Annotated in this window: 11 protein-coding genes and 1 rRNA gene; 2 read left to right on the forward strand and 10 right to left on the reverse strand. The window is 44.4% G+C overall.

Going from position 1 to position 12486, the window contains the following annotated elements:
• Positions 1–135: 135 nt before the first annotated feature.
• The 3 genes from MKX46_RS11970 to MKX46_RS11980 all read right to left on the reverse strand — a co-directional run bounded on the left by MKX46_RS11970 (position 136) and on the right by MKX46_RS11980 (position 3147).
• Positions 136–1691, reverse strand: a 16S ribosomal RNA gene (locus MKX46_RS11970).
• A 418-nt stretch (positions 1692–2109) separates the two neighbouring features.
• Positions 2110–2340, reverse strand: coding sequence for a hypothetical protein (locus MKX46_RS11975; RefSeq protein ID WP_013312131.1), 231 nt, complete (start codon positions 2338–2340; stop codon positions 2110–2112).
• A gap of 192 nt (positions 2341–2532) precedes the next feature.
• Entirely contained in the window at positions 2533–3147 is a 615-nt protein-coding gene (locus tag MKX46_RS11980; protein ID WP_165150814.1) for a stage II sporulation protein M, read from the reverse strand.
• A gap of 98 nt (positions 3148–3245) precedes the next feature.
• Between MKX46_RS11980 and pdaB the strand changes: the two genes are divergently transcribed.
• Both pdaB and gerD read left to right on the forward strand, forming a co-directional pair.
• Positions 3246–4025 (forward strand): polysaccharide deacetylase family sporulation protein PdaB, encoded by a 780-nt coding sequence (pdaB, locus tag MKX46_RS11985; protein WP_023990485.1) that lies wholly within the window; start codon positions 3246–3248, stop codon positions 4023–4025.
• A gap of 106 nt (positions 4026–4131) precedes the next feature.
• On the forward strand, positions 4132–4878 hold the full coding sequence (gene gerD / locus MKX46_RS11990) for a spore germination lipoprotein GerD (RefSeq protein WP_029517534.1): 747 nt from the start codon (positions 4132–4134) through the stop codon (positions 4876–4878).
• Between the two features lie 34 nt (positions 4879–4912).
• Here gerD and MKX46_RS11995 read toward each other — a convergent pair whose 3' ends face one another.
• From MKX46_RS11995 to truA, 7 genes are all read right to left on the reverse strand, one after another.
• Entirely contained in the window at positions 4913–6019 is a 1107-nt protein-coding gene (locus tag MKX46_RS11995; protein ID WP_165150813.1) for an Mrp/NBP35 family ATP-binding protein, read from the reverse strand.
• A 60-nt stretch (positions 6020–6079) separates the two neighbouring features.
• Positions 6080–6856, reverse strand: coding sequence for an N-acetylmuramoyl-L-alanine amidase CwlD (cwlD, locus tag MKX46_RS12000; protein ID WP_029514481.1), 777 nt, complete (start codon positions 6854–6856; stop codon positions 6080–6082).
• Between the two features lie 68 nt (positions 6857–6924).
• Complete coding sequence (sat, locus tag MKX46_RS12005) at positions 6925–8094, reverse strand: sulfate adenylyltransferase (RefSeq protein ID WP_029514482.1); 1170 nt, start codon at positions 8092–8094, stop codon at positions 6925–6927.
• 54 nt (positions 8095–8148) lie between these two features.
• Complete coding sequence (locus MKX46_RS12010; RefSeq protein WP_029514483.1) at positions 8149–8841, reverse strand: phosphoadenylyl-sulfate reductase; 693 nt, start codon at positions 8839–8841, stop codon at positions 8149–8151.
• 1709 nt (positions 8842–10550) lie between these two features.
• Complete coding sequence (gene rpsI, locus MKX46_RS12015) at positions 10551–10943, reverse strand: 30S ribosomal protein S9 (protein WP_013312140.1); 393 nt, start codon at positions 10941–10943, stop codon at positions 10551–10553.
• Between the two features lie 20 nt (positions 10944–10963).
• Entirely contained in the window at positions 10964–11401 is a 438-nt protein-coding gene (gene rplM, locus MKX46_RS12020) for a 50S ribosomal protein L13 (RefSeq protein ID WP_013312141.1), read from the reverse strand.
• Positions 11402–11584: 183 nt separating this feature from the next.
• Positions 11585–12370, reverse strand: a complete 786-nt coding sequence (gene truA, locus MKX46_RS12025) for a tRNA pseudouridine(38-40) synthase TruA (protein WP_341071265.1) — start codon at positions 12368–12370, stop codon at positions 11585–11587.
• Between the last annotated feature and the right edge of the window lie 116 nt (positions 12371–12486).

A 12486-nucleotide genomic window follows, 5' to 3' on the forward strand; every position in this document is an offset into this window, starting at 1 on the left:
ACTGAGCAACGAGTGAGTAATTTAAGGATATTCATTTCATTTACACGAATGTGATGAACCGAATTGAATATCCGGTCGCAGGTACATGTACCTGCTAATTTGAATGTTTCCATCGCAGGAAACGATTCTCCATAGAAAGGAGGTGATCCAGCCGCACCTTCCGATACGGCTACCTTGTTACGACTTCACCCCAATCATCTACCCCACCTTCGGCGGCTGGCTCCCTTGCGGGTTACCCCACCGACTTCGGGTGTTGTAAACTCTCGTGGTGTGACGGGCGGTGTGTACAAGACCCGGGAACGTATTCACCGCGGCATGCTGATCCGCGATTACTAGCAATTCCGACTTCATGTAGGCGAGTTGCAGCCTACAATCCGAACTGAGACCGGCTTTTCTAGGATTGGCTCCACCTCGCGGCTTCGCTTCCCGTTGTACCGGCCATTGTAGTACGTGTGTAGCCCAGGTCATAAGGGGCATGATGATTTGACGTCATCCCCACCTTCCTCCGGTTTGTCACCGGCAGTCTGCTTAGAGTGCCCAGCTTGACCTGCTGGCAACTAAGCATAAGGGTTGCGCTCGTTGCGGGACTTAACCCAACATCTCACGACACGAGCTGACGACAACCATGCACCACCTGTCTCCTCTGTCCCGAAGGAAAGGTCTATCTCTAGACCGGTCAGAGGGATGTCAAGACCTGGTAAGGTTCTTCGCGTTGCTTCGAATTAAACCACATACTCCACTGCTTGTGCGGGTCCCCGTCAATTCCTTTGAGTTTCAGTCTTGCGACCGTACTCCCCAGGCGGAATGCTTAATGTGTTAACTTCGGCACCAAGGGTATCGAAACCCCTAACACCTAGCATTCATCGTTTACGGCGTGGACTACCAGGGTATCTAATCCTGTTTGCTCCCCACGCTTTCGCGCCTCAGCGTCAGTTACAGCCCAGAGAGTCGCCTTCGCCACTGGTGTTCCTCCACATCTCTACGCATTTCACCGCTACACGTGGAATTCCACTCTCCTCTTCTGCACTCAAGCTCCCCAGTTTCCAGTGCGACCCGAAGTTGAGCCTCGGGATTAAACACCAGACTTAAAGAGCCGCCTGCGCGCGCTTTACGCCCAATAATTCCGGACAACGCTTGCCCCCTACGTATTACCGCGGCTGCTGGCACGTAGTTAGCCGGGGCTTTCTTCTCAGGTACCGTCACTCTTGTAGCAGTTACTCTACAAGACGTTCTTCCCTGGCAACAGAGCTTTACGATCCGAAAACCTTCATCACTCACGCGGCGTTGCTCCGTCAGGCTTTCGCCCATTGCGGAAGATTCCCTACTGCTGCCTCCCGTAGGAGTCTGGGCCGTGTCTCAGTCCCAGTGTGGCCGATCACCCTCTCAGGTCGGCTACGCATCGTCGCCTTGGTAGGCCTTTACCCCACCAACTAGCTAATGCGCCGCAGGCCCATCCACAAGTGACAGATTGCTCCGTCTTTCCTCCTTCGCCCATGCAGGAAAAGGATGTATCGGGTATTAGCTACCGTTTCCGGTAGTTATCCCTGTCTTGTGGGCAGGTTGCCTACGTGTTACTCACCCGTCCGCCGCTAGGTTGTGTAGAAGCAAGCTTCTACACAACCCCGCTCGACTTGCATGTATTAGGCACGCCGCCAGCGTTCGTCCTGAGCCAGGATCAAACTCTCCATTAAAGACCAGCCGAAGCTGGTTTATAGAAAGAGCGATAAGCTCATGTTGAAACTGACGAGATAAAATATCTCTTGTTTGCTTCCATTTTATACAGCCTGATGGCATGTACCGAAATTTCAGCGTTGGATTTTGTAAACAAAATCCGTACTCACTCGTTGTTCAGTTTTCAAAGATCAAACTCGCATAATGTCTTACTTTGTTTCGTCACCGCGTCTCAGTGGCGACCTTTATAATATATCATCTCTTTTTAAGATTTGCAAGAGTTTTTTTAATTTCTTTTTTTTGAGCAAATTCTTTAAAAAGGAACGAAAATTAATTTACCATGAATATTGAATAGAGTCAATACTTTTTTTGATATCAGAAAGTATAAGCTTTTAAAAATAGTTTACTTCCTGATATCTGATGTAGTTTCTACCTTTTTCATTGTTTAGTTTGTGGGACTCGCCCTCTGCGAGCATATTTTGATAGTTCCTTGGCGGGTGCAAAACGGGCATACATGCGGAAGACTGTTTTATATCGAAGTGCGATTGCGTAGCGAATATCTTGATCCAATCGAGTATCGCTCATATCAAGCAGCATTTCATCTAGCTCCTTACGAAGAACGTAGTCAAGTTCCTTGCATTCTTTTTCGTTAAACAGCATTCCCAACATATGACCATACTCCCTTATCAGCAGATTATAAAGTACTTATATTTGCTCAACTATTGTTCCAATCTTTACCTATTTTTAAACTCAACTGCTAAGGTTTCAAACTTACCCCGATTAATCTTTAGCTTCTCTTTAGGCTCTCCCCTTTGTTATGTTCAATTTTCAGGAAATATATAAATAATTGGCCATAATATTTTATTGTGACAATAAACGATAAGTTATGCCACTCTCAATAGCAGCTGCTATAAGCAGTAAGATGACAGACCATAGGGAGATCCTCAACGTTTGTTTCATAAATACATCCCACGATGGGCCAGTTCCTTTGCGCTTTAGCCCTATGCTTGTACCTATAGTAGCCATTATGTTGATTCCAAACTTCAATCCAAAGGCACAGGCGATAATCAAAACAGGCAATTCAATCACACCGTGAGGCAGTAACCCTTTTACAACAACTTCATACATACTTCTTCCTATATCTGTCTGCAAGTGTACTACGAACCCTAATACCATACCGTTCACAATCAAAAATATAAACGGTACGATTCCAAATACAGCCCCCATAGATATAACCAGCACACATTTAATTGCATTATTGAAAAAGATAAATACAAAAAAACTCCATTGTGGATGCTCAGAATTCTGCAAGCGCTGCGCTACTTCTCCCAGCCCCTCCATTTGTTGCGCCAGTATGGATTGAATAGTGCCTGAACTTAACCATCCCACTATAATACTTGCGCAGAAAAGAAGTGCAGAGATTAAAATTAACCGTCTTGTCGTGTGTAAATCGTGAAGAAATGCTTTTAGTCCCATTTGATAATTCCTCCTATTAGTCTAATGGAATAATTGACAACCCCTGGCATAGCTTTAAGTAAACAAGCACTTCTAGGATGAAAGGAGCGTTATTAACCATGAATTCTTTTTTCTATGTATTAAACGGTAAAAAAATCAAACGATTCTTAATCGTAATGGCTGCAGCCGTCTTTACCGTTGGAGTCATTTATGTAGAAACCGATAATGTTACGGTTTTTTCCGAGGAAGCACCAACCGCTATTTATAGTGTACCCACGGACAAAAAGTTGATCGCTCTCACCTTTGATATTAGTTGGGGGGATAAGCGTACTGCCCCCATCTTAAAAGTCCTTGAGGATAAAAAAGTGACCAAGTCCACCTTTTTCCTTTCTGCCCCTTGGAGTAAAACACATCCAGAGCTTGTGAATCAGATTAAAGAAAGTGGATTTGAAATCGGCAGTCATGGCCATAAACATGAAAATTACAGTAGCTTAAGCGATGAAGATATTCGTAAGCAGATTTCAATTGCTCATACCACATTAACCGAACTGACGGGACAGTCCCCGAAGTTGATCCGTATGCCTAATGGCGACTTTGATAAAAGGGTCCTTCAGGTTGCCGGCACTTTAGGCTACAAAACCATTCAGTGGGATACAGATTCCCTGGATTGGAAAAACCCTGGTACTCAGGTCATAATCGACCGTGTTGTAAATAAAGCGCATCCTGGCGATATCGTCCTTCTGCATGCCAGTGATTCCTGTAAACAAACGCATGAAGCCTTGCCCGTCATTATCGACAAGTTGCGTGCACAGGGCTATGAATTCGTGACTGTATCTGAACTGCTTCAACAGGGTACAGTAAAAGGCAAAGAGGTACGCGATCAGGCACTGGGTCTTTAAGGAGTTATTTTACATCGTTCTCAGCTAAAAACCAAAAGCAAATCGACATATTTCTCCCCATTCATCCGCATACTATCCACATTCATGATGAAGGAGGAATACGGCCATGAATTGGACTCGTTTGCGATTTGTTAGCACGGTATGCGTACTGGGCGTTGCACTGAGTGGATGCGGCTCGGATCAGGGTTCTGCGCCCCCCCAGAACAGTTATAAAGAGATGAAAACGATGGTTGTCGATATCCTGAAAAGTGATGACGGAAAAAAAGCGGTAGAGGAAGCTTTAACTGGGGAAAACAGTTCATCCAAAGAAGGACAATCCGGTCAAAGCAGTGAAGAGGGTGGATCTGGTGGTGGGGCTGGTGGCAGCATGGGAATGAAAATGCTTATGCCCATGCAATCGGCTGAGCAGATGAAGATCGCAGTCAAAGATACTTTGATATCACCTGAATATAAAAAAGAAATCGAAAAGATTATGACTGATCCGCGTTTTGCCGGAGAATTTGCCAAAGCCATCAACAGCCAAAGCAAACAGCTTCATATGCAACTTATAAAAGACCCCTCTTATCAAAAATCAATTGAAGCAATGCTCAAGTCGCCAGAATTAACCAAAATGTATATGGACTTAACTAAAACCCCTGAATATCGCAAACAATCTATGACAGTCATGCATGACGCCATGCAAAATCCGATTTTCCGACTTGAGGTTATGAATTTACTCAAAACCGTCGTACAAGAGGAGCTTCAACCCAAGGTTGAGAAAAAAAGTGGTGAGCAAGGCGGTGCAGGCGGCGATAAGCAAGGTGGTGGGGGCGGCGAAGGTGGGGGCGAAGGAGAACAAGGAGGAAGCCAATAATAAAAAGGCTGGTTTAAAAACCAGCCTTTTTTCTTTATTCAGATTCCGTGTGCAAGAACGTAATCTGAGCAGCAATATCATTGTAAATGGTACCCGTGGCAGACTCAGATTTATATACAGATGGAGAAAAGTCGGCCTCTGACGGATGATTATCTGGAATACCCAGCGGAATTTGAGCAAGAAGTTTTGTATGAAGAGTGTCTGCCAGCATAGCCCCTCCTCCTCGCCCAAAAACATAGTCCTTTTCTCCAGTGGAGGACACATAATAAGACATGTTCTCCACAACACCGATGACCTTATGATCCGTTTGAAGCGCCATTGCGCCTGCACGTGCAGCTACAAAAGCCGCCGTCGCATGTGGAGTAGTAACAATGATTTCTTCACTCTGCGGAATCATTTGATGTACGTCAAGCGCTACATCGCCAGTGCCTGGTGGTAAATCGAGAATCATATAGTCAAGCTTTCCCCATTCGACATCACTAAAAAACTGTCTGAGCATTCTCCCCAGCATGGGACCTCTCCAGATCACCGGGTTGTTCTCTCTGACAAAGAAGCCCATAGACATGATTTTGATACCAAATCGCTCCACTGGCTGAATGATACCCTCTTCGACAGAAGGCACATCCTCTACTCCAATCATATCCGGCACACTGAATCCATAGATATCCGCATCAATTAAACCCACACGCTTCCCATGTCTAGCTAAAGCAGCAGCCAAATTTACAGCTACTGTCGATTTTCCGACACCACCTTTTCCGCTTGCAATAGCAATAAACCGGACGCCAGATGCTGGGTTAAGCAGCTCATGTTCTTCCATACCGACAGCATGTCCTTTGGTCAAAACCGGGTCAGCGGCGTCCTCGGTATTCTCCCCAGCTTGAATTGCGGACTTTTCATGCTCAGATGCCTCACGAATACGAATATGGACGTGACTTAATCCCGCCTCTTCTAAAGTCTGCCGGATTTCCCGCTCCAGTTCTGCAAGCGTCTCTTCCTGGTTATTAAGACTAATAGCGGTCAAGGATACACGATCCTCTTTAACAACCACATCCCGAATAAAATGGAGATCGACTAGACGGCGTCCTGTATAAGGCTCCCGCACTTGTTGAAGTAACTCTATAACTTGCTCTCTTGATTGCATGATTTATCAGCACCTCTGCTTTGATGAATTTACGGAGTGGTAAACACTTACAGTATACCACTATCTGGCCTCAGGTGCTGGTGAGATCCCCTTTTCCCCGGCACAGTAACGCAAAATCCCCTTATATATGGACGCCGCCACCTGTCTTTGATAGTTCACGTCACTTAGTCGTCTGGCCTCCTCTGGATGGGACAAAAATCCGACTTCAACAAGGGCTGATGGCATTTTGAGAGCTTTCAATAAATAAACTGTGTTCACGGTCTTAGCCACTCTGTCCGTATTTTCCAAGTTACGTTTGATCTCTTCCTGAATTAAAGACGCCAAATTCTCGTTATCTGCATGGTTAGGTACGTAAAAGGTCTGGGCTCCACTCCAACGGCTCGACGGGATACTGTTCATATGAATACTTAGAAAGAGGTCTGCTTTCTGCTCCTCAATTATACGCACACGCTGCTTCAAATCCTCCGTTTTTCTTTTGGAATAACCTTTCGTTTCTTGCTGCGCCAGGTCACGGTCATCCTCACGTGTCATGACAACAACAGCACCTGCTTGCTGTAAATAATCCCGCAAATAAAAAGCGATTGCCAAATTAATATCCTTTTCAATAATCCCTTCTTTGCTAACCGCCCCTCCATCAGGCCCTCCGTGTCCAGCATCTATGGCAATTACTTTACCTGTAAGGGGTAAACTCCAATGGGTCCAAGCTCTCGAAGCAGGTATCTCATACAATGCCAGCGTAATAAATAGAACGGCGAGACAACAGCCCAACAGCATTTTTTGCAACGTCCGATAGCGAATCCACAGTGTAACCTCGTTTTTACGATTATTTTTTTGCATAACAAAACGCCTCCGTCCTATACAGATACTAATAATCTATATGGGACGAGGCGTGTAGATAGTACAACTCAGGCATGAACAAATTCCTTCATACCTTCAATCAGCACTTGAGCAACCTCCGGTCGTGTAAATTCAGGTGGCGGGCAAACCCCAGAGCGCAACAATTCCCGTACCTTGGTGCCCGAGAGCGTTAAATGTTGCTCCTTGGGATGTGGGCATGTTTTACTTGAAGCCATGTTTCCACATCGGGTGCAATAAAAGCTGTGTTCAAAGAACAATGGAGTAATCCCCAGCTCTTCAGGTGTAAAGTGCCTGAAAATTTCCTGTGCCTCGTAGGTACCATAATAGTCTCCTACACCAGCATGATCCCTTCCAACAATAAAATGGGTGCAGCCATAGTTCTTTCGCACAATAGCATGAAAAATGGCCTCTCTAGGGCCCGCGTATCGCATGGCAGCAGGAAATACCCCCAGAAAAGTCCGATCAGCCGGATAATAATTGTCCAGCAGCACCAGATAGCTCTTCATACGCACATCTGCCGGAACGTCATCTGACTTGGTTTCACCAACGAGTGGGTTTAGAAACAATGCATCCACAATCTCCATCGCGCTTTTTTGGATGTACTCATGTGCTCGGTGTACCGGATTTCGTGTTTGAAAACCGACCACTGTTTTCCAGCCTTTTTCTGCAAAATAGTCGCGTGTCTGTGATGGTGTATAGTAAAACTCACTAAATTGTGTGGCCTCCGGCCGATTCAGCACTTGCACAGATCCACCAACATACGTAGCAGGTCGATCTAACAGTTTGTTTACGCCAGGATGAGCCGGGTCATCCGTCTTGAATACTCTTCTGGCTTCCTCAGCCTGATCTACCTGATAAATACTTTCAATATTAAGTACAGCATAAATGGTACCGTCTGTTTCCCCCACTAAAGCCACCTGCTGACCTAATTTCAATTCACTGGCTATACTTTCTGCAACTGCAAGAGTAATGGGAATACTCCAGACTGTACCATCGGCAAGACGCATATCTGTTACCACTGACCTATAGTCAGATTCATTCATAAACCCCGTCAAAGGAGAGAAAGCCCCCACTCCAATCAAATCCAGATCAGAAATGGTCCATGAGTTTACACGGATAGGAAACAATTCCTCTGCGGCCTGCAAAAGTGCTTTTTGCTTCGGTCCTGTAATGATTTTATCAACAAGTGTTCCGCCATGCGGAAGAATTGCAGTCATAATGCACTTCCCTTCTTCTTCATAAATATGACTCATAGCTACCTGAATATCATTTTATTGATGGAGCCCACACTCCGTTTTCTCATTGCCAGACCAGCGACCTGCACGAGGATCTTCACCTGGTAGGACCTCACGGGTACATTGCTCACAACCGATACTTGGATAATTGCGGTCATGCAATGGATTATACAGCACTTCATGAGTGCGGATATAGTTCCATACATCCTCGGATGTCCAGCTTGCCAAGGGGTTAAATTTAACGAGTCCAAACTTTTCATCATACTCTATCTTTTTTGAATTCGCACGAGTAGGGGCCTGATCGCGGCGAATACCGGTAATCCATGCATCGTATTGCGACAAAATGCGTGTCAGCGGCTCAACTTTGCGTATACCACAACATGTGTTAGGATCTGTTTTCCACAGTTCCTCTCCATGTTTAGCCGCTTGCTCTTCGGGAGTAATTAAGGGAGAGACTCTAACAAAATCCAAGTTGTACCTGGCCTTCATCTGATCTCGCGTATCGTAAGTTTCTTGAAAATGAAAGTCGGTGTCCAAGTAAAAAATGTCGGTGGAAGGGCTAATTTTTTGAAGCATGTCTACTAGTACTACATCTTCTGCTCCGAAGCTACAAGCAAAGGTAAGATTGGGAAATGTAAGAACAGCATACTGGATAATTTCCTCTGGCGTAGCATCTTCCAGTTCAATTGCCTTGACTCTAATCAACGCTTCTTTCTCCAATAAATTCATTATCAATGCGCCTCCATATGAAGATTCATAAATAGTGTCACTCCAATACCGACTAAACTAATAAGATTAAATACAGTATAAAACTTTCTTAATCATTGTCAATCCAAGGCAAAATGTCCTGATGCAAGCATTTATCCACCCAAACTTGTAGGAATGTTGTTCTGTCAGCATTCTTTAATGCTTTCTTGCGTATCCAACCAAGTACATTGACTTTATATAAAATATTCTTATACCAAACATTTGAGAATGGTACATAAGCTCTTTGGTTACTAAAGGTAACTATTGTAGCTGAAAGTATGCTTGAATTAGGGACTTTTTCCGTCAAGAAAGATGGCTTGTTCTCCACCCTGTCGAAGACAAAGATGTACTAACAGTACGCTTTTAAAAAAAGGCCTTTCTTATACAACAACATATGGAAGTAGTTTGGTCCTTGAAGGAATATTCCCTATGGTGACTTTGGAAGAGCAAACCGAACGTACGGATAAGCATTTTTTTGACAACCTATCATGCTACGTAAAATCACTTGGTTGAATGATTTGATAGCCAAAATGTTTTTTTGTACTTAACGTCTGCTTGCGGATTTTCTGAGTAAAATGCTTTAGAGTCAACTAGGAGCAGCGTATCCTAATCCTGTGCCCAGTGCGAGGCAGCCATCGGTAATACTGAACAGCTTTGGGTTGCTTGATCATGCAAAACTATCTATAGAAGATAACAAGCATCGTTTCTGAATCTAAGATTATCGAAGGACGCCAACTGAGGGATTTGAAAATACCTTTAGCTTCAGAATTCTTATTCTGCATTCAAAAGATGAAGTCCGTATGTGGATAAGTTCAGAAGAGGGTAAAAGCGAAATAGCATTTACCCGAATTTTTAGCCAGATGAAACCACTATACTATTCAGGAGCTCTGGCGTCAGCGATACCTTCATTGTGGAAATTATAAAAGAAATGACTCCGCGCTGAATTCTTATTATGCCTCTATCCAATCCTATAGCGCTTGTAGAGGCAATTACCGAACAATTGATCCACTGGACACAAACAAGGCTCTTATCGCTCTGGAAGTCTTTTTAAAGCTGTCATCAATGAGGAGCGATTTTATGAGGGTAAACAGTCGGACAATGCATAGTGCTCCTGTTTATAGTTTGTGGCGATTGCTGTGTAGACTATTTCTATTACCAGCAACAAGTACATCGCCGTTGCAATTGCAGCAGCCTAGGCAGCTGACAGTTAGGTTAAGGATCGTCCTTCTGCTCAGTACACACAAATAAAAAGAGGTATTCCTTGCTGTATCCCTGCTGCGCCCAAAACAGCTCTACAAGAGGCATAGACAGTGCTCCCAGAACATATCAACGAGAACTTTACATAAACAGGTGAAAGCAAAGTACCCTCGCGAAACAGCACTTAGCAGAGAATATTAAGACCAGGCTAAACTAAATAGCCGGACAATATATTTAGTCACAGGTTATAAACATTACAGAATAAACTACGTTGAAATAGCAAACTGTATTTGTGTATAACAATATCATCTTCAATTCCTTCGTGGATAACTTCTCGTTTTCCGTGCATTTGCATGCGGTTATTTATGTATTCGCTGAAACATGCCGAAACTCATAGCTTTAAACTAGGTCTACTTATCCACATGTGGGTAATGATTAGGAAATTAAAAAAAGAACCCTTTCCATAAGGAAAAGGTTCTTCTGTATTCGAAATATTAACGTTTCGAGAACTGTGGTGCACGACGAGCAGCTTTGAGACCGTATTTTTTACGTTCTTTCATACGTGGGTCACGAGTCAAGAAGCCTGCTTTTTTCAAAGCTGGACGGAATTCCGGATCTGCTTTCAACAAAGCACGGGAAATACCGTGGCGAATTGCGCCGGCTTGACCAGAGATACCACCACCATGAGCGATAACGAGTACGTCATAGCTACCAACTGTTTCTGTCAGGTTCAGTGGTTGTTTTACGATCAGTTTGAGAGTTTCCAAACCGAAATATTCATTAATATCACGCTTATTGATGACAATGCGTCCTTCACCCGGTACGAGACGAACACGAGCTACCGAATGTTTACGACGACCTGTCCCATAGTATTGTACTTGTGCCATGAAACTGTCCTCCCTTTTAATTATCCGCGAAGTTCGTAAACTTCAGGTTTTTGTGCTGCATGTGGATGCTCAGTGCCTCTGTAAGCTTTAAGTCTCAGCTTCATTTTCTCGCCTTGACGAGTTTTAGGAAGCATACCGTGAACAGCCAATTCCAACATGCGCTCAGGCTTGTTCTTAACCATTTCTTGTGCAACCGTTACTTTCAGACCACCCGGATGCAGGGAGTGACGGTAGTATTTCTTGTTCTCCATTTTTTTACCGGTCAATACGATTTTTTCCGCATTGATTACAACAACAAAATCACCTGTGTCCACATGTGGTGTAAACTGTGGCTTGTGTTTGCCGCGAATCAACGCAGCCGCTTCGCTTGCCAGACGACCGAGCGTTTTGCCTTCGGCATCAATGATGTGCCAGTTGCGCTCAACTTCATTTGGCTTCGCCATATACGTAGTACGCATGAAAAGTATCCTCCTTAAGTTCGTTAACAGAAATCATCATTTATCTTCGTTCGTTAAGTTGCTGCATTATTGATGGATTAGAAGTTACTTTAAAGTGATTATCTTAATTGGGGCTGTGGGAAAGCCATTAAGAAAACACAACTTTTATATTACAGGATAACCATCAATTCCGCAAGAGTAAAATCAATGTTTTTTGATGTTTTCGTCGTACTCTACATTCCAGAGAGTTAAAGCGTGTCCGACGGCCGTAGGTCCAGCCTTTGAACGATTTTTCGCCTCCAAAATGGAAGGAATATCATCCGACGATTTTTTGCCTTCTCCCACTTCCAGCAAAGTCCCCATAATAATCCGAACCATGTGCTGCAAAAATCCGCTACCTGTAATATAAGTATGGATAATTCCCTGATCATCCGAGCCCGGACGTGAAAAGGAATGGTCTACTGTCATATAGGCTTCGTAAATAGTGCGAACATGATTCGTCTTTTGGGAACGTCGAGATGCGAACGAAGTATAATCAAAGGTGCCAACTAAATGAGCCAACCCTTCCTCCATCGCTCTTACATCCAGACTCGTTGGATGATGGGCCTGTGTACGACGGTGAAAGATGTCCGGAAACCGGTTCGCATTAATACTGTACCGATATGTCTTCCGCTTCGCCATGCGGCGTGCATGAAAGGACATTGGCACCTCTCTCGCATCCGTAACGATGATATCACGAGGCAACCAGGCATTAAGTGCCAGACACCAGCGCTGTATTGGAATCGGCGATTCAGTGTAAAAATTGAATACCTGCCCGTATGCATGTACACCTGCATCTGTACGGCCTGAGCCTGTAATTTTAAGACGCTCGCCCGTCAATGAGTAGATAGCATGTTCAAGGCAGTCCTGAATAGTGTTACCGTTAGGCTGCGTCTGAAAGCCATCATAGTGGGTTCCGTCATAGTTCACCTTCATGCACAAGTTCCGCATGCTTCTCACACCTTTATAGGGGTATTCTCTGGCCTTACAAGGAATAACCGAACATAACAAAGGAGAAGTCCCTCAAGGACTCCTCCAAGAGAAAAAAAGGGTTGTTCAGAATCAAG

It is taken from the genome of Paenibacillus sp. FSL P4-0113, from assembly GCF_038009305.1.
Classification (GTDB): Bacteria; Bacillota; Bacilli; order Paenibacillales; family Paenibacillaceae; genus Paenibacillus; species Paenibacillus polymyxa_D.

Coding starts and splice junctions, on each gene's coding strand:
- MKX46_RS12010 (WP_029514483.1), bottom strand. CDS start 8,841: ATGAATTTATTGGAGAAAGAAGCGTTGATTAGAGTCAAGGCAATTGAA.
- MKX46_RS11995 (WP_165150813.1), bottom strand. CDS start 6,019: ATGCAATCAAGAGAGCAAGTTATAGAGTTACTTCAACAAGTGCGGGAG.
- cwlD (WP_029514481.1), bottom strand. CDS start 6,856: ATGCAAAAAAATAATCGTAAAAACGAGGTTACACTGTGGATTCGCTAT.
- gerD (WP_029517534.1), top strand. CDS start 4,132: ATGAATTGGACTCGTTTGCGATTTGTTAGCACGGTATGCGTACTGGGC.
- rplM (WP_013312141.1), bottom strand. CDS start 11,401: ATGCGTACTACGTATATGGCGAAGCCAAATGAAGTTGAGCGCAACTGG.
- sat (WP_029514482.1), bottom strand. CDS start 8,094: ATGACTGCAATTCTTCCGCATGGCGGAACACTTGTTGATAAAATCATT.
- MKX46_RS11980 (WP_165150814.1), bottom strand. CDS start 3,147: ATGGGACTAAAAGCATTTCTTCACGATTTACACACGACAAGACGGTTA.
- truA (WP_341071265.1), bottom strand. CDS start 12,370: ATGCGGAACTTGTGCATGAAGGTGAACTATGACGGAACCCACTATGAT.
- pdaB (WP_023990485.1), top strand. CDS start 3,246: ATGAATTCTTTTTTCTATGTATTAAACGGTAAAAAAATCAAACGATTC.
- MKX46_RS11975 (WP_013312131.1), bottom strand. CDS start 2,340: ATGTTGGGAATGCTGTTTAACGAAAAAGAATGCAAGGAACTTGACTAC.
- rpsI (WP_013312140.1), bottom strand. CDS start 10,943: ATGGCACAAGTACAATACTATGGGACAGGTCGTCGTAAACATTCGGTA.